The sequence below is a fragment of the Flagellimonas alvinocaridis genome (assembly GCF_965248585.1).
Classification (GTDB): domain Bacteria; phylum Bacteroidota; class Bacteroidia; order Flavobacteriales; family Flavobacteriaceae; genus Flagellimonas; species Flagellimonas alvinocaridis.
Window position 1 is genome coordinate 3,481,333 of the sequence record NZ_OZ252111.1, and the last position, 21,357, is coordinate 3,502,689.

Consider the following 21,357-nt stretch of genomic DNA (forward strand, 5'->3'; position numbering starts at 1 on the left):
ATCAATCTAAATAAAAACAGTGGCAACAGTAGCGGATCTTGTACATGGGCAGAAAGGGGTAATCAAAGAGTTTTCCGAACATACCCTTCCCATAAAGCTTTTGGAATTGGGATGTTTGCCCGGCAATATTGTAGAATTGGTACAAGTTGCCCCGCTAAAAGACCCTATTTACATCAACCTGAGTGGAAGTCACATTGCCATTAGACGATCATTGGCCCGGTGTATTGAGTTGGACATTATTGAAGATACCTCGGCCCTATGAGCAAGAACATAAATGTTGCCCTGATCGGCAATCCCAATACTGGAAAGACCTCTGTTTTTAATCAATTAACCGGTCTTAAACAAAAGGTCGGTAACTATCCCGGCATCACTGTGGAGAAAAAGGAGGGAATCTGTAAACTTCCTCGAGGTGTTAAAGCCCATATTCTTGATCTTCCAGGCACATACAGCCTTAATACCACCTCTTTGGATGAAAGTGTGGCTGTGGAATTGTTGCTCAACAAAAATAATAAGGACTATCCAGATGTTGCTGTGGTGATCAGCGATGTTGAAAACCTAAAAAGAAACCTCCTTCTTTTTACGCAGATCAAAGACCTTCGCATACCTACCATTCTTGCCATAAACATGGCCGATCGTATGTCACGAAAAGGAATTACCCTTGACATAGCGGCCTTGGAAGAAAAGCTGGACACTAAGATTGCCTTGGTAAGTACCAGAAAAGGGAATGGCATTGATCAGCTAAAGCAACATATTGCGGACTATAAAAGCTTAACCACCAAGCCTAATCTGGATACTTCGCGCATAGCACCAGTCTATTTTGCCGGACTACAAAAGGCTTTCCCCAATGAAGACCTTTACAAATTATGGCTGGTCATTACACAGGACGTAAACTTTATGTCCATTGAAAAAAAACGGATACAGGACGCCACATCGTTTTCCATTAAATCCAAGGAAGAACTCAAAAGACTTCAGCATAAAGAGACCGTATTGCGGTATCAGTTCATCAATAACGCCCTCAAGGAGACCTATAAGGTTGATTTTCAGAATGCCAAAGGGTTCCGAGGTTCCATAGACAAGGTGCTCACACATAAAGTTTTTGGTTACCTGATATTTTTTGCAATTCTCCTGCTCATTTTCCAAGCCATTTTTGATTGGAGCAGCTATCCCATGGATTTTATTGATGAACAATTTGCGGCAGCCAGTGAATGGATCAAAAATACTTTACCCCCCGGAGTACTCACAGACCTGTTGGCCGAAGGGATTTTGGCCGGAATAGGCGGTATTGTCATCTTTATTCCACAAATCGCTTTTTTGTTCCTTTTCATTTCCTTGCTTGAAGAGTCCGGATATATGAGCCGGGTTGTATTTTTGATGGACCGACTTATGCGCCCTTTTGGGCTAAGCGGCAAAAGTGTTGTTCCGCTTATTTCAGGAACAGCATGCGCCATTCCTGCGGTAATGGCCACTAGGACCATTGAAAATTGGAAAGAACGCTTGATCACAATTTTGGTTACTCCATTTACCACTTGTTCAGCACGCTTACCCGTTTATCTTATTCTCATTGCCTTGGTGATTCCCGAAGGTTCCCTTTTGGGACTTAGTTATCAAGCTTTGACTTTAATGTTGCTTTACCTAATTGGTTTTGGTATGGCCATTTTTTCGGCCATGGTGTTGAACAAAATCATGAGAATAAAGAGTAGGTCACTTTTTCTGGTGGAAATGCCCACCTATCGGATTCCTCTTTTTAAAAATGTAGCCTATACCGTATTGGAAAAAACAAAAAGTTTTGTCTTTGGGGCTGGTAAAATTATCCTGGCCATCTCCATTGTACTTTGGTTTTTGGGATCTAATGGGTTCTCGGATGATTTTCATGATGCTGAAAACATTGTCAACAACCGGATTGAAGCGCAAGGTCTAACCACTTACAGCAAAAATTACATTCAGAACAACATCTCCGATTATACAACTGGCCTAACAGCTGAGCATGAGGGGATTTCCCAAGAAGCTGTACAAGATTCCATTCAGGTTCGTACCGCAGATTTAATTGAACGAGCCAAAGCCCAAGAAATAGCCAGCCATAAACTGGAACATTCATACATTGGCTATGCCGGAAAAGCGTTTGAGCCCTTGGTAAGACCTTTGGGCTACGACTGGAAAATTGGAATTGCCGTTCTGACTTCCTTTGCGGCCCGTGAAGTGTTTGTAGGCACCCTTGCCACCATTTACAGTGTAGGCAGTGATGAGGAAGAGACCATAAAGAACCGCATGGCCGCTGAACTGAGTCCTTCGGGAAAACCTTTGTTCAATCTGGCCTCAGGGATCTCTTTAATGTTGTTCTATGCCTTTGCCATGCAGTGCATGAGCACCTTGGCCATTGTAAAACGGGAGACCAATTCATGGAAATGGCCATTGCTCCAGCTCACTTTTATGAGCATATTTGCGTATCTTACTGCTATGATCGCCTATCAAATCCTCAGCTAATGGAAATTCAGCAACTATTGGTATATGTTATAGTGGCCGTAGCCATAGCCTACTTGGTCTGGAAATTTATATTGCCGAAATCCATGGCCTTTGGCAAAAAGAAAGGTTCCAAATCCTGTGGACAGGACAATTGTGGTTGTGGCTGAGGTTTTTCCGTCCATTTTTTCTTTTTAAAAATTACTTAGTTCGCTAAAAATTAATAGCTTGTAGGGTAATTGCGCCACTATGAAACAGCTATTTACCCTCAGTATTTTGTTCCTTATTTTCTTCTTGGTTAGCTGTTCAGGAACCAAAAGCACAGGTTACAATCCAGAAATCGCCAAAGAGTTTGAGCAACGGAACAAAGGAAACATCAGTCTTCTGCAACGCATACGACAACTTCCGGGCGTAACCCTAAGAAATGGCGTGCCCTACTTTATCAAAGCCTCCAATCAAATTTATGGGGAAAAAGCAACGGAACCTTTGTATGTCCTCAACGGATACATTGTGGGCAACTCTTTCCGGTCCGTGGACCAACTCATCGACAGTTTCCTTGTTGAAAGCATTGAGGCCATCACAGGTGCTCAAGCCGCTGAGTATGGAGTAAGGGGATCTAGTGGGGTCATCAAAATCAAAACTATCCAATAAATGAGATTATTCACATTTTTTTTCTTCGTATATGTAACCTTTTCCAATTTCCTGACTATATAGGATAAACACCAACTAAAAACAGCATTTGGAAGCGCTTTCAGATGAAATACTGATGCAAAAGGTGGCTGAGGGCAATTTGGATGTGCTCAAGGTCCTATTTGACCGACATCACAAACACGTGTACAATTTTTTGTACAAGATGTCCGGCGATAGCATGTTGAGTGAGGATTTGACACAAGATATCTTTTATAAGCTCATCAAATACAGAAGTTCCTATAAAAATGGCTCGTTCGTTTCCTGGTTGTTCACCATAGCCCGGAATAGTCTAAAAAGTCATTTTACGAGAAATCACAAGTATCATGATGGTTTGGATGTCCTTGAATACAAATCCGATGGGGATGAAGATGTGGAAGATTATTCCCAATTACAGCAAGCCCTTAACCAGTTGGACCCTGAAGATCGCGAGCTGATCATCCTAAACCGATTCAAGGAGATACGGTACGAAGAGCTAGCGGAAATCATGGGAAGTACCCCCGGAGCGATGAAGACCAAGGTCTGCCGTATCCTTAAAAAATTGAAGAAAATTTATTTAGAAAGTTTATAGCCATGAAGAATAATCACATTTCGGACTTAATTCCGGCCTATTTGGATGGCATTCTTGATGAAAATACCCTGAAAAAGGTAGAAGAGCATCTATCCCAATGCCCCAACTGTCAAAAAGAATTGGAAGAGATGAAAACGCTGTTCAAGGCTTTTGATGATGACGTTCCCCATATACCTACAGATCGACTCAGGAACAAATTCGAGGAAGCTTTGCATGCCGAAAAAGAAAATCATGAAAAAGTGGTTTCGTTGGGCCCAAAGAAAAAATCCAACTGGGCCACCAATCTGCTCAAAGTTGCCGCCAGCATTGCTCTTTTAGTGGCTTCTTTTCAAATGGGAAGCCTCTTTCAACAAAAAAAGGTCGATGGGGACATTATCGCTTTAAAAGACGAAACCCTTCAAATGAAACAGACCGCCATGCTTTCCTTGATGGAAAACCAATCCGCCAGCAAACGCATACAAGGCGTCAATTATATTGTAGAGTTTGAACATCCGGATGAAGCCATCATACAGGCGTTGGCCAATCGTTTGCTCCATGATGAAAATGACAATGTGCGCCTTACCGCTTTTGAGGCCCTTTCAAAATTCAGCGCATCGGATACCGTAAAGAATGTCTTCATCGAGGCCCTAGGGAAGGAAAAAAACCCAAGCATCCAGATTGGCATCATTGAGAGGTTGGTACAGATACAGGAGAAAAAAGCGATCGCTCCCATGAAAAAACTATTGGAACAAGAAGATACACAGCCTTTCATCAAAGAACAAATCAAAGCTGTATTACCCAGAATAACATAAACATCAAAAAAACGAAAATCATGAGAAAATTGAACATTCTTTTCACGGCCCTTATTCTAAGTGTCATGGCCCAGGCACAAAACGACTACACCAAGTCCCTCAACGGGATAGAATGGGTGAAGATCGAGTCCAAGGCAGACATCACCGTTAGAACATACACGTCCAATGAGATATTGATCAAAGCCGGCGACCGGCACGAGGTTTCAGAACGTGCGAAAGGGCTCCGGCTAGTGGGAGAAGGCGGAAACGACAATACCGAGGTCGGGTTTTATGTGGTACAGGATGGGAACACCTTAATCGTAAAAAACTTGAGAAAATCTGAAGGTGCCGAGATCTTTTTGCCTAAAAACCAAAATGTGGCCGTAAAGAGTACCTGGAACGGAAACATAGAAATTAACGGTTTCGCAGGCGAAATAGAAGCGGATGCCCAACTCAATGGAAGTATAGAGATTTTGGATGTAAACGGTCCGGTTACCGCCAATACCTTAAATGGTGAAGTTACCGTGGAGTTTGGAACCGTCAAGCAAAATTCCCCCATTTCCATTTATTCCACCAATGGCGCTGTGGACGTCACCATGCCGGGAAACACCCCTGCAGACCTTTCCCTGAGTTCAGTGAACGGGGACATCTACACCAATTTTGATCTAAAACGCGAAGAAAAGGATGGGCTTAAATCCGTTTCGGGCCGTAAAGTCAATGCAGCCATAAACAATGGCGGCGTGAACATATCCCTAAAATCCACCAATGGTAACATCTATCTAAGAAAACAGTAATTCAATCCATCATCTTAAAAACGAACCCTCATGAAAAATGTAATGACCCTAGTATTGATGGGCCTCCTGTGTCTGTCCCTCAATGCGCAGAAAATCATTGAGAAAAACATTTCCTACACCAATCAATTCATAGAATTGGATGTGAAGTTTGCCTATAAAATCGAAGTCAAGACTTGGGAAAAGTCCTCGGTGTATTTTAAGGCGGATATCACTACGGAAGACGGAAAATATCTGGATAAATATAAATTGGACATTGATGAGAGCAACAGTTCCATTACCATTACCTCCAACCCGCAGGATGTTTTTGATGCCTTTCATGACGAGTGGAATAAAAACCGCCCGGAAGGGGAACGGCGCTATTACCATACCCATGAAACCTACCGGTTCAACTACGTGCTCTACGTTCCCAAGAATGCCATTTTCAAAGTGAGTAGCATCAATGGCGATCTAAATGCCGACCTTATTGAGGGAGACTTTACCGCCGACCTTATCAATGGGAATATTGAAATTAAAAAATATGCTGGTGATATGAACCTGAAGACCATCAATGGTGAAATTGACCTGGTCATGAAAAACTCCCGCCTGGTGGCCGAAACCATACACGGCTATATTTATGCCGATGAAAATCTGGAACTGCAAGTGACGGATAGGCATGTAGGTCAAAAAGTGGAAGGCAAATTTGACAACGCCACCCATCGGCTTCGCTTGAACACCATCAATGGAAATATGTACTTAAGGCTTTAGGTCATGAAGATTTTCTATTTGGGATTGCTATGGATTGGCGGAACAGTCCTATCCTGTCAAAATCAAAATAAAACTGCGCCTCTTACCAATACCCGTGAGCAGGATTCCTTGGAGTTGATCCAGATGGTTGCGGACCGGGAAACGGCTATGATCCAAAAAGACATGGCCTTGGCCATGGGTAGGTTCACGGAGGATGCCACTTGGATCAATTCGCAAGGGTATTATTTTGAAGGAAAAGAGGAGCTTGAAAAGTTTCATGGCATGATGATGGGCAATGACTCCTTGGCGTACTACTATGAAATAGGAAAACCCAAAATACGGCTATTGGATTCCCAAAATGCGATAGCTTATTATTCCTGGAAAATGTTCTGGTACAAAAAGGAAGTCCCTTCGGATACCACTTTTAAGGAGATTGGATTAATGACCTTGAACGCCCATAAAGAAAAAGAGGGTTGGAAATGGACCGCGGTGACCAATCAGCATACGCCATGGTTCTATCCGGAAATTACTCCCGTCACGGTGGACTGATCTCTTAAAATATAGGCGAGACAAACTTGTAGAGCAGCAAGGCCCAGCCCACAACCAAGAGTAATCCCCCGATTGGGGTTACCGGACCCAAAAAGCGAAGCTTTTCTCCTTTAGCGGCACTCAGGCAGAGTGCATAAATGCTGAAGGAAAACAAAAGGGTGCCAAAAATAAAGCAATTGCTAATGGCCGAATCCAAGGGCTGGTCAAAGCCCAGATTAAAGCCCAAAACCAATAGCACAATGGCATGGTACATTTGATATTTGACCCCTGTCTCAAAACTATGGAGTAGTTCAGGGGTTAATTTCTTTTTAAGGGCGTGGGCGCCAAAAGCACCAAAAACAACTGCCAATAATCCATAGAGCGCGCCCATGAGCTGTGTGAGAAAAATGGTTTCCATTTTAGAACATTTTGGTTAGAGATCAATACTGATCTCATAATCTGAAGTAACCTTAAAGGCACACTCCTTGTATTTTGGGGGGCCGAAAGCTTTCATCTTAGCTTTGGAAAAGGCCACTTTCTCCTTTGGAATGCCCAACCAGTTGGTATCCAGTTTCCCGTTGGCGTTTTCATCATGGAAGACGGCCAATGCGTATTCTCCCATGGGCAAATCCTGTATCTCCAAGCTTACCACCCCTTCATGGGCAGGTGCCGTTTCGGTTTTAAGGACTTCATCAAACGATAAAAATGAATCATCTGAGTTGTACACCGCTACATTCACATGGCCTTTGGTGGAATCCACATTTTTAATGTGTACCGAAATCGTGTTTTGCGAAAAAAGGGATGCCGGGATTAACACGAACGCTAATAAAATCAGTTTCATAGTAAATTGGGACAATTATTGGGTTGCATACCATGTACGATTAAAGAAATCATTTTGGTTCTTTGAGGTTGTCCATCAATTCTGATTGCAAAATAGTATATATTTTTTGGGTTTCCAGACTGTCCTGTAGGTTGAAATACATTTTCAGGGAATCATGGTGCACCAACCGGACTTTTTGCTGTCTCAGGTCATCCACAAACACATAGACCTTGGTTTGGGTAATGGAATCCTTGAACACTCCTTTCTCCTTTGCCATCCAGGAAAAACCGGAAGAACGCTCCATTTCAGGCAATTTCTCCACCAACATGATGCTGTCCATATCGACAATTGGAATCTTCTGACGATAAATCCCTGAAAAAATACTGAACTCCCCCTCCTCGATTTTCTGCCAGTTCTTGTAATGGGCTACAAAGGCAAGGGTACAGGCCACCAAGGTAAGAACGATCAATATGTTCCAGAGCCAATGTCTTTTTTTACTACTCATTCTTTTTATCCGTTCTATACTTATCAAACCAAGCCACAATATGGGCCACTTTGGTCATGAGATTGCTTGGCTTTCCGGCAATGCCATGGCTTGCCCCGGGAACCTCGACCAAAACGGTCTCGATCTTGCGCAGTTTAAGCGCGTGGTACAGTTGTTTGGCCTCACTGGGCGGTGTTCTTAAATCTTCCATCCCCACCATGACCATGGTAGGCGTCTGTACATTTCCAACGAGGGAAATGGGAGAAAATTTCCAGTAACCCTCAAAATTTTCCCAAGGCTGCCCCGGATATCGATGGTCGAAATAATAAAAATAATTGTCGGCAGTAAGGGTTTTACTAATCCAGTTCATCACGGGCTTTATCACCGCAGCGGCCTCAAAGCGATTGTTTTTGCCAATCATCCATGCCGACATAATTCCCCCGGCGCTTCCACCGGTCACAAACAGTTGGTCTTCGTGGGCAATTCCCTTTTGGATGCAATGATCTACACCATCCATCACATCATTATAATCCTCTCCAGGATAATTGTTGTACAGTAGATTCCCGAATTCCTCACCATAGCTGGTACTTCCTCTTGGGTTGGGATAAAAAACCACATAGCCGGCAGCCGCGAACAACTGCATTTCAGTGGAAAATCGGTCTCCATAATTAGCTATGGGTCCACCATGGTTCTCGACCATAAAAGGGTATTTCTTGTTTGGATCGTAATTGGGAGGATACACCACCCATCCTTGAATATCCCGTCCATCCACTGACGATTTGTACCAGACCTCTTCTACCCTTCCCAGCTTCCTGTAGTTGAGCAGGGCATCATTTAAACGGGTGACCCGGACAAGGTTCTTTGCCTTTGATCCCAGAATGGCCAAATCCGATGGATATTCTGGCCTAGTTTGGGTGTACGCAATGGTTCCGTTGTTGGAAACACTATATGATCCCCCGGAATAGGGTCGGCCCAAGGTAGTTCCACCCACATTGTCCACCAACTTGGTCATCTTTCCATTAAGGGAAATCAGACCAACCTTTCCATTTCCTTTATCATCATAGTACACATAAACCCCATCGCCTTTGGCATTCCATTGGATATCGGCAATAGATCGGTCGAAATCCTCTGCAACGACCCTTTTGTTATTGCCATCAATATCCATAATATGCAATTTTCGAATTTGATATGCTTGCACCTTATCTTCATACCCTACATAGGCAATACTTTTTCCATCGGGAGATACTTGGGGATCATGGTCAGGGCCATCACGGTCGGTCAAGGCAGTTATCTCACCCGTTTCCACATTCACCGAATAGATTTCACTGTTTCGAAAACGGTACTCCCAATCGTCCACCCTATTGGCCGAAAAATAAATCGTTGACCCATCCTTTCCCCAGGACAGGTTACCCCTGTGATGCCAATCCCCGGAAGTAATCTGACGAGGCGCACCTCCATTGGCGGGAATGGTAAAAATATGGTTGAAGCCTGGTGCGATATACCCTCTGCCATCCGCTTCATGGTAAACGCGATCCGTTATCCGAGGCGTATCTTGCCATTTGGCCCCTTTGGGTTTGGCGGGAATTTTGGCAATTACCGGAGGTGCTTGCGGCACATTCATGGAAAAGGCCAATTGTTTTCCATCCGGTGACCAAGTCAGTGAACTGGGGCTAAAGGGCAATTGGGTAAGCTTCGCCACTCTTCCTGAAGCCACCCAAAACATAAAGATTTCAGAACCCTCTTCGGTGCTGCTTGCAAAAACAATACGGTCCCCACTGGGTGACCATCGAGGACTGCTTTCGTTCACTTCACGAGAAGTGAGTTTTTGGTTTTGGCTTCCATCGGCCTTAATCAACCAAAGGTTGCCCGTTTCGGCATCCTTCATAATGTCCAGGCCCATACGACGGTATACAACCCATTCCCCATCAGGAGAAATTTGTGGGTCGGATACATACTGAAGATCAAAGATATCGAGATAGGAAAAGCTTTGTTTTTGGGCTACGGTCACCTGAACAGCACATACCAAAAACAACAAACGGAAAAAAGTGTTCATCATGTTATTTTTTGAAGTTTTTAAAGATAACGCAATTCCTTGGAGAATTCAATGTGGCTACAGCCCTTGTTTTGGAATACGTATCTCTACAGTGGTCCCGGCCGATTTCCCTTGGTCATCAAAAAGATCCGTGTATTTGACTTCCGTTTCCAAGCCATACTTTTTAGCCAATAATGCTATCCGTTGTTGTGTCACCGAGATACCCCTAGATCGGGATTTTCCTTTTTTGTGGTCATTGATGCGTTTTGCGGCTTCCCGTCCAATCCCGTTATCGGTTATGGTACACTGAATGTGAGGCCCATTTTCTTGGATATCGATAGTCAGCTCTTTCTTTCCTTCCTTGGGCATAAGTCCATGTAAAATCGCATTTTCCACAAAGGGCTGAATGATCATACCAGGAATCTCATGGCTCTCAACATCAAGTTTTTCATCCACATGGATTTTGTATGAAAAGTTTTTCTCGAACCGAAGGGCCTCTAGTTCCAGATAGGTCTTGATCAGTTCCACCTCATCTTTCAAGACCATGTTCGTGTTGATGGAAGTTTCCAGTACCTGACGGAGCATCTTGGAGAAAATAGATAGGTAATGCAACGCAGACTCTTTGTCATCTGTGTTGATCAGATACTGTATGGAACTCAATGAGTTGAAAATAAAATGAGGGTTCATCTGGGCCCTGAGCATCCGTTTTTCCAATTGTAGGTTGATTTCCTCTATCTGTTCTTTCTGTTCAGTGATTACCCTGTTTTTAAACTCCAACACATTGGAATATCTGTGCCGTTCCTTATATTTTTGATAATACAGCAACCCTGCGATGAGCAGAAACAAGCTGGCCAAAAAAAGACTCCATTTCCAGCGGTTTTCCAACAAAACCCTCCCATTTAAAAACTCCACTTGCAGGGCTTGGGTTTCCAATTGCTTGTCCTTTTCATGCACCTCCATCATTACCTGCTGGTTTTGATAGCTCTTGGTTTTGTTCTCATTAAAAATACTGTCCTGCCAAGAATTGTACTTTTTTAGGTGTTCCAACGAAGCTTCCAGATACCCAGCTTTTTCATACACGTCGGCAAGTAATTTCTCTGCCTCTGCTTTTTGATTGAAACTAGCCACAGAATCGGCAACTATCTTATTCCGTAGTGCCATGGCAACACTTTGTGTATGGTTACCTTGTTCTGATTGTATTTTGGATAAATATCGAAGCGCCGTGGATTGATTTTGAAGAAACCCCAGCTCTTCGGCATCTTCCAAGGCCGATTTCAAAAATGATTCAGCCTTACTATATTCCTTTCGTTCATAATGAACTTGCCCTATATTGATTCGGGCCACAATGCTTTCTTTGGGTAAATCATAATGCTCCAAGGCCATTTTTAAATATTCCATGGCTTTGTCGAACTCTTTTTTCAACAAATACCCTTCTCCAATATTGTTCAGCGTAAGAGCTATTTTTTGTTTGTTATTTTGTGAACGATACCATCCCAAGGCTTTGTCATAATACTCCAAAGCCTTATCATGCTCTTCCATCATATTGGACAAAATCCCAAGATTTCCATAAATGTGGGCAAGCCCATTTTCATCCCCAATGGAATCATATAAAACCAATGCCTGGGTATAGTAAGAAATGCTGGTGGGGTATTCTCCCATGCGCTTGTAAACAATGCCCAGATTAATCAAGCTTGAGCCCTTATCATCCGCGTTATTGTTTTGTTGGGCCACCTGCAAGGCCTCTCTGAAATTAGAAATAGCCTCGGCATAATTGTCCTGCCTTCCGTAATTAATTCCCACGCCCAAAAGTGAAGTGCACAGCTTTTTTAAGTTGCCCAATGCCCTACCTAGCCCTATGGCTTCTTCAAAATAACTGGTCGATTTTTCAAGATCCATGCGCTGTAATCGTATGCCCATCTCGACCAAGGCATTCAAGTAAATGGTATCTTGCAAGGGCTTATGTTTTTCAAGAATCTGATAAAGACTATCCAACTCCTTATCTTTATCTTGAAAACCATGAACCTTTTGCGCAAATAAAAATGAGATTGAAAAGATGATGATCGATAAAAAAAATTTCCTCATTTTTTCAGTTGATTTGGTTAACGCATTTGCCGCAAGAATTTAATAATTTATTGGCTCATAACGACATGGACTCAAGCAATTTTCAGAAAAAAAATGTATTGATTACTGGCGCTTCCCGCGGAATTGGAAAAGCCACGGCCCTTGCCTTTGCCCAAAACGGAGCCAATGTGGGCATCAATTTTAGGACCAATAAGGAAGAAGCCTTACGGACCTTAGCGGAATTACCCGGGGATGGGCATCATCTTTTTCAACAAGATATTTCCAAAAAAGAGGGAGCAAAAGCCCTTATTGACCATTTTGTAGAGAAATATGGCCAATTGGATGTGTTGGTTAACAATGCCGGTATTTCCATTTTTCATGAGATAGACCAAGTGGATTTTGACCACTGGACCCATGCCTGGGAAAAAACCTTCGAAACCAATCTTTTTGCTGCGGCCAATCTCTGTTACTGGGCTGCCCAATCCATGATGAAATCGGGTGGGGGGCATATCGTGAATGTTTCCTCTCGTGGTGCTTTTAGGGGCGAGCCCACCAAACCGGCCTATGGTGCAAGCAAGGCCGCTTTGAATGCCATGAGTCAATCTTTGGCCAAAAAACTGGCTCCCCACAATATTTTTGTTGGGGTAGTGGCCCCAGGATTCACGGAAACCGAAATGGCCGCCAAGACCCTTACCCCTGAAGAAAGGGAAAATTTACTGCGCGAATCCCCGTTCAAAAGAATGGCCCAGCCTAAAGAAGTGGCCCATGCCATTTTGTTTTTGGCATCGGAGGGCGCAGCTTACACATCGGGCACCATAATAGACGTTAACGGAGCCTCTTACCTTAGAAGTTGATCTCATGAAGACCGCCACCATTGCCCAATTAAAAAAGGAACTCCAATACAGACCACAGGACGAAGTGTTACAGCTCTGTCTCCGATTGGCCCGGTTCAAAAAAGAGAACAAAGAATTGCTCACCTATCTTTTGTTTGAGGCCCATGATGAAAGTGGTTATGTGGAATCTATCAAACTAGAGGTTGATGAATTGTTTGCTGAAATCAACACAAAAAGTTTTTTCTACATCAAAAAAAGTGTCCGGAAAATCCTTCGGACCATCAAAAAATACAGTCGCTATTCCAATAAAAAAGAGACCGAAGTTGAGCTCTTGCTCTACTTTTGCGAAAAACTGAACACCTTCTCGCCTTCCATACATCATAATACAGCCCTACACAACTTGTACAATAGGCAGCTGGAATACATCAATAAAAAATTACCCACCCTCCATGAAGATTTGCAGTATGACTATGGATTGATTTTGGAAGGTTTGTAGCTCCATAAAGTTAATTCTCAGGGAATCAAAAAGTTTCAGTAAATTGGAAGTCGACTAATGTTTATTTCCCTAACTGATACTATGAAAATGCAACCAACCTCCTTGCGTATAGGGCTATTCTTTACCCTTTTTATCACCTCATTTTTTATTCAAGCACAAAACATGGCCGTTGACACCAGTTTTTACAGTGGGTTCAAATGGCGAAACATTGGTCCTGATAGAGGGGGTAGATCGTTGGGATGCGCCGGAAGTCCCACCCGACCCAACGAGTACTATTTTGGTGCTACCGGAGGTGGTTTATGGAAAACTATAGATGGTGGAAACACTTGGTCCTGTGTTACCGATGGTCAAGTAACGAGCTCTTCCGTTGGGGCCGTGGCCGTTGCAGAGACCAATCCTGATGTAGTCTATATTGGCATGGGAGAAACCCAGTTAAGGGGAAGCATCACCCAAGGGGATGGCGTCTACAAAACCAGGGATGGTGGAAAAACATGGTCCCATTTGGGGCTGTCCGAAACCCAAGCCATTTCCAGAATACGCATCCACCCTACCAACGAGAACATTGTTTATGTGGCCGCACTGGGACATCCCTATGGAGATAATGAAGAGCGCGGGGTTTTCAAAAGCACCGATGGCGGGGAAACTTGGAAAAAAGTATTATACGTAAGCGATAAGGCAGGAGCGGCCGACTTGATTATAGACAGCAACAACCCCAATACACTATATGCCAGCACATGGCAAGTGTATCGTAAAGCATGGAAAATGTGGGGCGGAGGCCCGGATTGCAAACTTTGGAAATCCACGGACGGGGGTGAGACTTGGACAGACCTCACCAAAAACCCCGGAATGCCCAAAGGTCCCATTGGAAAGATTGGGATAACCGTTTCCCCTGTGGATTCCAATAGGGTCTGGGCCATTGTTGAGGCCAACGAAGGCGGTGTTTTTCGGTCTGATGACGCAGGAAAAACATGGGAGTTTACCAACAATGAACGTAAGCTGAGGCAACGGGCTTTTTATTATTCAAGAATCTACGCCGATCCCAAGGATAAGGATGTGGTCTACGGGTTGAATGTCGATTTTTTTAAATCCACGGACGGAGGAAAGACATTCGACATTGAAATTGAAGTGCCCCATGGCGATAACCATGATCTATGGATAGACCCCAACAACCCTGAACGTATGATCAGTTCCAACGATGGTGGTGGCAATGTTAGCATCAATGGTGGAAAGACATGGACAGAACAAGATTTCCCTACCTCACAGTTTTATCATGTAATGGCCACTAGCGATGTTCCTTATCATGTGGTGGGCGCACAACAGGACAATAGCACTTTGGCCATGCCCAGTGATGGTTGGGATTTCAAACAAGCACGGGGGCCAAACCATGGGTGGTTCTATGCTGTAGGCGGTGGTGAAAGTGGGTGGATTACCCAAAGTCCCACTAATCCAGATGTTTTTTACGCAGGAAGCCAAGGTGCCCTGCTCACCCGATACGACCGTAGCAATGGACAAACGAGGGATATCCAGGTGTATCCAAGGTTCTTTTCCGGGGAACCTGCCAGTGCCCTTCCCGAGCGTTGGCAATGGACATTCCCCATTATGTTCGCCCCCAAGGATTCCAATGTGATGTACACCTGTTCTCAACATGTTTGGAAAACCACCAATGATGGACAGACCTGGGAAAAAATCAGCCCAGACCTTACTTATGCCGACCCAGAGACCTTGGGCAAAACGGGAGGGGTCATTACCATGGACATGAACGGCCCTGAAATTTATGCCACCGTATTTGCCTTGGCACCTTCCAACCATGACATTAATACCATTTGGGCAGGATCGGATGATGGAAAAATTCACATTACCCGCGATGGCGGAAAAAACTGGACGGATATCACACCTACTGAATTGCCCAAATATTCGAGAGTGAGCATCATTGATGAATCCATCCATAACCCAGGTACCCTTTATGTTGCCGCCAACCGATATCAAGTGGATGACCGTGAACCTTATATCTTTAAAACCCATGATTATGGAAAAACCTGGACCAAGATCATCAATGGCATTGCCCCCGGGCATTTTGCAAGAGCCATTCGCGAAGACCATCAAAAGGAGGGCTTGTTATTCCTGGCCACGGAACATGGGGTGTATTTTTCAATCAATGATGGGGCACAATGGCAATCGCTTCAATTGAATTTACCCGATACCCCAATCCGGGATTTAGTCATCAAGGACAACGATGTGGTTTTGGGATCCCATGGAAGAGGATTCTGGATTTTGGACGATATTCAACCTTTCCGTGAATACTCCAACGAATTAATCGCTAAAAAACAGGCACTTTTTAAGCCTACGGATGCCATTCGGGGAATTTATGATGCCAAGTTCCAATATTATCTGCAAGAAGAAGTGGATACGATCACTTTCGAAATCTTGGACAGCAATAATGCCTTAATCGATTCCTTTGGAGGAAACCAACCCAAATATGAGGAGAAGAAAAGTACTTCTTGGTGGGGAAGAAATGCCACTACAAAACCTACCACGGCCAAAGGTCTGAACAGTTTTACATGGAACCTCAGATATCCCGGCCCCACAACTTTTGATGGCATCATTATTTGGGGTGCCGCTGCGGATAGAGGACCTAAAGCTCCTCTGGGAGACTATACGGTTAGAATGAAAATTGGAGAGGAAGTGGTGCAAACGGCCTCATTCAAAATCACCATGGATCCCAACCTAAAAGGAATCACAGCAGAGGATTTACAAGAGCAGTTTCAATTGGCTTCCAAAATCACGCAAAAGGCCACTATGGCCAATGAAGCGGTTATACAAATCCGAAACATCAGAAAGCAACTTGATAGTCTGGGTAAAACCGTTTCCAGTAAATCCTTCCAAAACCAATCCAAGGCATTTCTGGATGCTTTAACGGAGATTGAGGAAGATTTATATCAGGTAAAGAACCGTTCAGGGCAAGATCCCTTGAATTTCCCCATAAAATTAAATAATCGATTCAATGCCTTGCAGCGAAGCATCGAAACCGGGGATGCCAGGCCAACCGATGGGGCTTACCAAGTTTTTGATGAGCTTTCAAAAGAATTGGATGTTCATATGGCAAAACTGAACGAAACTGTAGAAAAGCAATTGCCAAAAATCAACGCAGCATTGCAAAAAAATGGGAGATCAATAATCAAATTCCCCTAGAACGAGAGGGCATGGACTTAAAATGAGATTAAGTCTAAATTAACAACGGGCAGTACATCAACCTTGTAAAAAGTCGTATTTTTAGGGCGCTTTATGTTACGGTTGTTTGCCATATCACTCTCTTCGCTCATTTTTATGCAGAGCATCAACCTCCACTTCAATGATTTGGTGGAGTTGGATGAACTTGTGGGACACTACCAGTTTCACAGTGATGAATATGGTGACAACTTTTTGATTTTTATCTCCAAACATTACGGGGCGCAGAAGACCACACACAGTCAACAGCATCAAGAAGAGCAGCAGGAGCATGAAAAACTTCCTTTTCAACATCAAACGCAGTGCTCCCAACTTTTGGTTTTTGTGGAAGACCACAAACCCATTCTGGAATCCCGCTCGGAAATCCCTGTTGCCCATTTGGATAATTTCCACTACCAAATGTCATACTCCACTATTTGGGGAGATGGCCCTTTTCAGCCTCCAAAACAGGCATAATTCATAGTCTCTCCAGCCACGCTGGACACTTTTTCGGAAGCTTTATCAAATCTATAACGCTATCTATTTCTATGAATCATGTTTTCAAACATCATAAACTTCAGCATTAAGAACAAATTCATTGTTCTGCTCTTTACTTTATTTATTATTGGTCTTGGTCTGTTTTCTTTGTCCAAGATTCCCATAGGTGCCGTACCTGATGTCACCAATAATCAAGTTCAGGTCATTACCACCTCAACCAGCCTTTCCACGCAGGATATGGAACAGTTTATAACCTATCCGATTGAACTGGAAATGGCCAACCTTCCCGGGGTCAAGGAAATCCGTTCCATCTCAAAATTTGGTATCTCGGTGGTTACCATTGTTTTTGAGGATGATATGGGAACCTATCTCCCCAGACAATTGATTGCCGAAAAAATCATATCGGCCTCCAAACGAATCCCGGAGGGTTTTGGCACCCCGGAAATGGGGCCCATTACCACAGGTTTGGGTGAAATCTACCAATACACCTTGGATGTGGAACCCGCTTACAAGGACCAATACACGCCCACCCAATTGCGAACCATTCAGGATTGGGTCGTTAAACGGCAACTTTCTGGAATACCGGGAGTGGTGGAAGTAAACACATGGGGAGGCTACCTCAAACAATATGAAGTGGCCATTGAAACCCAAAAGCTCAATGCCCTGAACATTTCAGCCAAGGAAGTCTTTACCGCTTTGGAAATGAACAACAGTGTTTCCGGTGGTGGGTATATCGAAAAGGTAAACCAAGCCTATTTTATCAGAGGGGAAGGCTTGGTTGAAAATTTGCGGGACATAGAAAATATTGTGGTGGCCCGGAGAAACAGCACTCCCATTTATGTTCGGGACATTGCCCAGGTAGGCTATGGAAGTGCTCCCCGTTTTGGAGCCATTACAGGCAACGGGGAAGGGGAAAAAGTTCTGGGCCAGATCATGATGCTAAAGGACGCCAACTCCAAAAAGGTCATTGACGCGGTGAAGGAAAGGGTTACGGAAATTTCAAAATCACTGCCCGAAGGGGTTTACATCAATCCTTTTTTGGATCGTAGCGAACTCATTGGACGAACCACCTTTACTGTGACCGAGAATCTGGTATTGGGCTGTTTGATTGTCATTTTTGTGGTGGTACTCCTCTTGGGCAATTGGCGTTCAGGATTGGTCGTAGCCTCTGTAATCCCTTTATGTCTGCTCTTTGCCCTCACTTTGATGTATGTTTTTGGGGTCGATGCCAACCTGCTGAGTTTGGGAGCAATAGATTTTGGAATCATTATAGACGGGGCCGTTATCATCGTGGAGTACATCGCCTTTCAAATTACGGCCAAGCACTCTGAACTGAATGCCCTTGACAAGGAACAAAGTCAGGCCGTTAAAGACGACATCACCCTAAAGGGTGCCTCCAAAATGATGAACTCCGCTGTTTTTGGGCAGCTTATCATTTTAATTGTTTTTATTCCCATACTGTCTTTGAGCGGGGTGGAAGGAAAAATGTTCAAACCCATGGCCATGACCTTCAGTTTTGCCCTTCTGGGTGCCATTATCTTGTGTTTTACCTATGTACCGGTTGCATCGGCCCTGTTTCTAAAGCCCAATAAAAATTCTGAAAAAGGAATTTCAGCCCGCTTGATACATTGGATCAACAAAAAATATGAGCCGATCATCCATTGGGCCATGGAAAGTAAAAAACTGGTGTTGTCCATCGCGACAGCCTTGCTCATTGGTGCCGTAATTTTATTTTCCAACATGGGAGGAGAATTTGTCCCCACCTTGGACGAAGGCGACTTTGTAATCCAGCCGGTACTCAAGACCGGAACTTCATTGGCGAAGACCGTGGAAACCACCACCAAAATGGAACAAATCCTTTTGGAGAATTTTCCAGAGGTAAAACAAGTGGTGAGCCGGATTGGGGCCGCCGAAGTACCTACGGACCCCATGTCCATGGAAGAAAGTGATGTGATCATTGTCCTAAAACCCAAATCGGAATGGGTTTCGGCCGAGTCCAAGGACGAATTGGCCGATAAGTTCAAAGAAGCACTTTCGGTTCTACCCGGCATTGAAGTGGAGTTCACCCAACCTATAGAAATGCGTTTCAATGAGCTCATCACTGGGGTCAGGGCAGACATCGCCATCAAAATTTTTGGGGAAGACCTCGAGATTCTCGCTGAAAAGGCCAATGAGGTACGGCAGCTCATCGAAAATGTGGAGGGAGCCTCGGACATCACTGTGGAAAAGGTGGAAGGCCTTCCGCAAATGAACGTTACCTATGATCGTGCAAAAGTGGCCCGCCATGGCCTCAATATTGCCCATCTTAATGAAATGGTCTCCATGGGATTTGCCGGTAAGGTAGTGGGGAGTGTTTTTGAAGGGGAGCGGCAGTTTGACCTTGCAGTCCGATTGAGTTCTGAAAACCGGAAAGACATTTCAAACTTAAAGAATTTGTATGTTGACATCCCTTCGGGAGGAAAGATTCCCCTCAGCGAATTGGCGGAAATCACCTATCAAAAAGGAGCTGCAAAAATCTCAAGGGATGATACACGAAGACGTATCGTGGTGGGCATCAATGTTCGGAATCGCGACCTCCAATCCGTGGTAGACGATGTGCAGGAATTGCTGAATGCACACCTGAAACTTCCAGTAGGGTATACTATCACCTATGGGGGGCAATTTGAAAACCTACAAAATGCCAAGGCCCGTTTGTTGATTGCTGTACCTATTGCCCTCTTGCTCATTTTTATCATGCTCTACTTTGCCTTTAAATCGGTAAAGGAAGCCTTACTGGTGTTTACCGCTATTCCTCTTTCCGCCGTAGGTGGGGTTTTGCTCCTTTCGGTAAGGGACATGCCTTTCAGTATCTCGGCCGGGGTTGGCTTTATCGCACTTTTTGGTATTGCAGTGCTCAACGGGATTGTGCTCATTGAACATTTTAAAGAACTCAAGGGCTCCGATTTTGACTCCATGGAAGATCTGATCAAGCAAGGGACCAAAGACCGATTGCGGGCTGTTTTGTTGACTGCCTCAGCTGCAGCATTGGGCTTCTTGCCCATGGCCGTTTCCACCAATGCCGGGGCCGAGGTACAACGCCCCTTGGCCACTGTGGTCATTGGAGGATTGGTCACTGCGACCCTGTTGACCTTGGTGGTACTCCCCGTACTCTATGCCTATTCACATAATGTTCATTTTGGAAAAACCCGAAAACGAAAAAAAATGTCCAAAAACACCCTATTGCTGATAGCTTTTTCCTTGCCTTTCCTTGGATTTTCACAAGAGCAATTGAGCTTGGAAGACCTCATGGCCCTTTCCTTGAAAAACAATAAAGGCATCCAGGCCAGTGCGCTTCAGGTAGACAGGGCAGATGCCCTGAAGGGAACGGCGTTCCAGTTTGACAAGACCGAGGTGTATTATCAATATGATGAAAACAACCTGGCCCTGAACAATGAACCCTTAAAGGTATTTGGAGTACAGCAGCAATTTGAGTTTCCAACGGTATACGGAGCCAAAAACAAGCTACAAAATGCCCAGTACGAAGTTCAGAAATCAGCGCTTGAAATCCGAAAAAAGGAACTGTTCAAATCGTTAAGCACAGTGTATTACAAGTATCAAACCTTGCACCAAAAAGCACTGTTGTACAAAACCTTGGACAGCATCTATTCCCAATTTTCGCACGCGGCCAACCGACGTTTTGAATTGGGCGAGACCAATTATTTGGAAAAGGTAACGGCCCAGGCCAAACTAAGGCAGATTACCAACACCTATTCCAAAATCCAACAAGAATTGGCAACCACCTATACGGAAATTGTCAGTTTGGTACAGAGCAATGATACGTTGGACATCAAGTTGGAGAAACCCGAAAAGCTTACCGTAATCAATCCAGTAGGATTAATGGAAACGGAAACCACCTTTCTGGAATCCCTTCAAAATAGAAGCAACGCGGAAAAACAATTGGAGGGAAACCGATTACTCCCCGATCTTAGCCTAGAGTATTTCCAAGGGACCAACAATGGGCTGGGAACATCACTCTATGGAATCCAATTGGGCATCAAAATCCCCATTCTTTTCTTTGGACATAGCAGCAGGTTGAAATCTTCCAAGATCAATGCACAGATCACGGAATTGGAAAACCAACAGGTTACCATTGCCGCCAACCAGACCTATCAAGGCCTTTTGAATCAATTGGAACAACAGTCCAAGGAACTGGTGTACTATGAAAATGAAGGGCAACAACTTTCGGAACAGATCATCAAAGCTGCCATGGGAAATTTCCAGAACGGGGAAATCGATTTTTTCCAGTACATCCAAAGCCTTGAAAATGCCTACGAGATCCAACTGGACCATTTGGATGTCCTCAACCAATACAATACAACCGTACTCGCCATTAATTATTTGACCATAACATTATAAGACC

At 44.1% G+C, this 21,357-nt stretch carries 19 protein-coding genes; 14 read left to right on the plus strand and 5 right to left on the minus strand.

Translation table 11 applies throughout. From position 1 onward, the window contains the following. Positions 1-19 precede the first annotated feature (19 nt). The 9 genes from ACP14V_RS15625 (at position 20) to ACP14V_RS15665 (ending at position 6,551) form a co-directional block, all read left to right on the plus strand. Positions 20-262, plus strand: coding sequence for a FeoA family protein (locus tag ACP14V_RS15625; protein ID WP_272608887.1), 243 nt, complete (start codon positions 20-22; stop codon positions 260-262). Next, entirely contained in the window at positions 259-2,481 is a 2,223-nt protein-coding gene (gene feoB / locus ACP14V_RS15630) for a ferrous iron transport protein B (protein WP_272608888.1), read from the plus strand. The genes ACP14V_RS15625 and feoB overlap by 4 nt, the downstream gene beginning before the upstream one ends. Further along, a complete protein-coding gene (locus tag ACP14V_RS15635) occupies positions 2,481-2,627 on the plus strand; it encodes a hypothetical protein (RefSeq protein ID WP_201741807.1) in 147 nt (48 codons plus the stop codon). Before feoB ends, ACP14V_RS15635 begins: the two co-directional genes overlap by 1 nt. Positions 2,628-2,706: 79 nt before the next feature. After that, positions 2,707-3,108: a TonB-dependent receptor gene (locus ACP14V_RS15640; protein ID WP_272608889.1), complete on the plus strand. Its 402-nt coding sequence runs from the start codon at positions 2,707-2,709 to the stop codon at positions 3,106-3,108. A gap of 88 nt (positions 3,109-3,196) precedes the next feature. Beyond that, positions 3,197-3,715 carry an RNA polymerase sigma factor gene (locus tag ACP14V_RS15645; protein WP_272608890.1) on the plus strand — a complete coding sequence of 173 codons (519 nt, stop codon included), beginning with the start codon at positions 3,197-3,199 and terminating at the stop codon, positions 3,713-3,715. A gap of 2 nt (positions 3,716-3,717) precedes the next feature. Next, positions 3,718-4,506 carry a HEAT repeat domain-containing protein gene (locus ACP14V_RS15650; RefSeq protein WP_272608891.1) on the plus strand — a complete coding sequence of 263 codons (789 nt, stop codon included), beginning with the start codon at positions 3,718-3,720 and terminating at the stop codon, positions 4,504-4,506. 20 nt (positions 4,507-4,526) lie between these two features. Further along, positions 4,527-5,279, plus strand: coding sequence for a DUF4097 family beta strand repeat-containing protein (locus tag ACP14V_RS15655; RefSeq protein ID WP_272608892.1), 753 nt, complete (start codon positions 4,527-4,529; stop codon positions 5,277-5,279). Positions 5,280-5,309: 30 nt separating this feature from the next. Further along, positions 5,310-6,023: a hypothetical protein gene (locus ACP14V_RS15660; RefSeq protein ID WP_272608893.1), complete on the plus strand. Its 714-nt coding sequence runs from the start codon at positions 5,310-5,312 to the stop codon at positions 6,021-6,023. Positions 6,024-6,026: 3 nt separating this feature from the next. Continuing rightward, positions 6,027-6,551 carry a nuclear transport factor 2 family protein gene (locus ACP14V_RS15665; protein WP_272608894.1) on the plus strand — a complete coding sequence of 175 codons (525 nt, stop codon included), beginning with the start codon at positions 6,027-6,029 and terminating at the stop codon, positions 6,549-6,551. Between the two features lie 4 nt (positions 6,552-6,555). On the opposite strand, the gene ACP14V_RS15670 is transcribed toward ACP14V_RS15665, so the two are convergent. The 5 genes from ACP14V_RS15670 to ACP14V_RS15690 are packed head-to-tail and all read right to left on the minus strand — an operon-like array spanning position 6,556 to position 11,948. Next, positions 6,556-6,948: a DUF423 domain-containing protein gene (locus ACP14V_RS15670; protein ID WP_136564831.1), complete on the minus strand. Its 393-nt coding sequence runs from the start codon at positions 6,946-6,948 to the stop codon at positions 6,556-6,558. Between the two features lie 15 nt (positions 6,949-6,963). After that, entirely contained in the window at positions 6,964-7,371 is a 408-nt protein-coding gene (locus ACP14V_RS15675; protein ID WP_272608895.1) for a DUF2141 domain-containing protein, read from the minus strand. Positions 7,372-7,420: 49 nt separating this feature from the next. Beyond that, a complete protein-coding gene (locus tag ACP14V_RS15680) occupies positions 7,421-7,855 on the minus strand; it encodes a hypothetical protein (protein WP_136564833.1) in 435 nt (144 codons plus the stop codon). Then, on the minus strand, positions 7,848-9,890 hold the full coding sequence (locus tag ACP14V_RS15685) for a S9 family peptidase (protein ID WP_272608896.1): 2,043 nt from the start codon (positions 9,888-9,890) through the stop codon (positions 7,848-7,850). The genes ACP14V_RS15680 and ACP14V_RS15685 overlap by 8 nt, the downstream gene beginning before the upstream one ends. Before the next feature lie 54 nt (positions 9,891-9,944). After that, a complete protein-coding gene (locus ACP14V_RS15690) occupies positions 9,945-11,948 on the minus strand; it encodes a tetratricopeptide repeat-containing sensor histidine kinase (protein WP_272608897.1) in 2,004 nt (667 codons plus the stop codon). A gap of 65 nt (positions 11,949-12,013) precedes the next feature. Between ACP14V_RS15690 and ACP14V_RS15695 the strand changes: the two genes are divergently transcribed. The 5 genes from ACP14V_RS15695 (at position 12,014) to ACP14V_RS15715 (ending at position 21,353) form a co-directional block, all read left to right on the plus strand. Continuing rightward, the gene (locus ACP14V_RS15695; RefSeq protein WP_272608898.1) at positions 12,014-12,781 is read left to right on the plus strand and encodes an SDR family NAD(P)-dependent oxidoreductase; all 768 of its coding nucleotides are present in this window, start codon (positions 12,014-12,016) and stop codon (positions 12,779-12,781) included. Positions 12,782-12,785: 4 nt separating this feature from the next. Next, the gene (locus ACP14V_RS15700; protein WP_272608899.1) at positions 12,786-13,256 is read left to right on the plus strand and encodes a hypothetical protein; all 471 of its coding nucleotides are present in this window, start codon (positions 12,786-12,788) and stop codon (positions 13,254-13,256) included. 81 nt (positions 13,257-13,337) lie between these two features. Then, the gene (locus ACP14V_RS15705; RefSeq protein WP_272608900.1) at positions 13,338-16,445 is read left to right on the plus strand and encodes a VPS10 domain-containing protein; all 3,108 of its coding nucleotides are present in this window, start codon (positions 13,338-13,340) and stop codon (positions 16,443-16,445) included. Between the two features lie 93 nt (positions 16,446-16,538). Continuing rightward, positions 16,539-16,937: a hypothetical protein gene (locus tag ACP14V_RS15710; protein ID WP_136564838.1), complete on the plus strand. Its 399-nt coding sequence runs from the start codon at positions 16,539-16,541 to the stop codon at positions 16,935-16,937. Between the two features lie 78 nt (positions 16,938-17,015). Next, positions 17,016-21,353, plus strand: coding sequence for a CusA/CzcA family heavy metal efflux RND transporter (locus ACP14V_RS15715; protein ID WP_272608901.1), 4,338 nt, complete (start codon positions 17,016-17,018; stop codon positions 21,351-21,353). Positions 21,354-21,357 lie beyond the last annotated feature (4 nt).

Bases quoted from the DNA above. Each gene is read 5' to 3' on its own strand.
- feoB (WP_272608888.1), top strand. From the start codon at position 259: ATGAGCAAGAACATAAATGTTGCCCTGATCGGCAATCCCAATACTGGA.
- ACP14V_RS15635 (WP_201741807.1), top strand. From the start codon at position 2,481: ATGGAAATTCAGCAACTATTGGTATATGTTATAGTGGCCGTAGCCATA.
- ACP14V_RS15640 (WP_272608889.1), top strand. From the start codon at position 2,707: ATGAAACAGCTATTTACCCTCAGTATTTTGTTCCTTATTTTCTTCTTG.
- ACP14V_RS15650 (WP_272608891.1), top strand. From the start codon at position 3,718: ATGAAGAATAATCACATTTCGGACTTAATTCCGGCCTATTTGGATGGC.
- ACP14V_RS15655 (WP_272608892.1), top strand. From the start codon at position 4,527: ATGAGAAAATTGAACATTCTTTTCACGGCCCTTATTCTAAGTGTCATG.
- ACP14V_RS15660 (WP_272608893.1), top strand. From the start codon at position 5,310: ATGAAAAATGTAATGACCCTAGTATTGATGGGCCTCCTGTGTCTGTCC.
- ACP14V_RS15665 (WP_272608894.1), top strand. From the start codon at position 6,027: ATGAAGATTTTCTATTTGGGATTGCTATGGATTGGCGGAACAGTCCTA.
- ACP14V_RS15670 (WP_136564831.1), bottom strand. From the start codon at position 6,948: ATGGAAACCATTTTTCTCACACAGCTCATGGGCGCGCTCTATGGATTA.
- ACP14V_RS15675 (WP_272608895.1), bottom strand. From the start codon at position 7,371: ATGAAACTGATTTTATTAGCGTTCGTGTTAATCCCGGCATCCCTTTTT.
- ACP14V_RS15680 (WP_136564833.1), bottom strand. From the start codon at position 7,855: ATGAGTAGTAAAAAAAGACATTGGCTCTGGAACATATTGATCGTTCTT.
- ACP14V_RS15685 (WP_272608896.1), bottom strand. From the start codon at position 9,890: ATGATGAACACTTTTTTCCGTTTGTTGTTTTTGGTATGTGCTGTTCAG.
- ACP14V_RS15690 (WP_272608897.1), bottom strand. From the start codon at position 11,948: ATGAGGAAATTTTTTTTATCGATCATCATCTTTTCAATCTCATTTTTA.
- ACP14V_RS15695 (WP_272608898.1), top strand. From the start codon at position 12,014: ATGGACTCAAGCAATTTTCAGAAAAAAAATGTATTGATTACTGGCGCT.
- ACP14V_RS15700 (WP_272608899.1), top strand. From the start codon at position 12,786: ATGAAGACCGCCACCATTGCCCAATTAAAAAAGGAACTCCAATACAGA.
- ACP14V_RS15705 (WP_272608900.1), top strand. From the start codon at position 13,338: ATGAAAATGCAACCAACCTCCTTGCGTATAGGGCTATTCTTTACCCTT.
- ACP14V_RS15710 (WP_136564838.1), top strand. From the start codon at position 16,539: ATGTTACGGTTGTTTGCCATATCACTCTCTTCGCTCATTTTTATGCAG.
- ACP14V_RS15715 (WP_272608901.1), top strand. From the start codon at position 17,016: ATGTTTTCAAACATCATAAACTTCAGCATTAAGAACAAATTCATTGTT.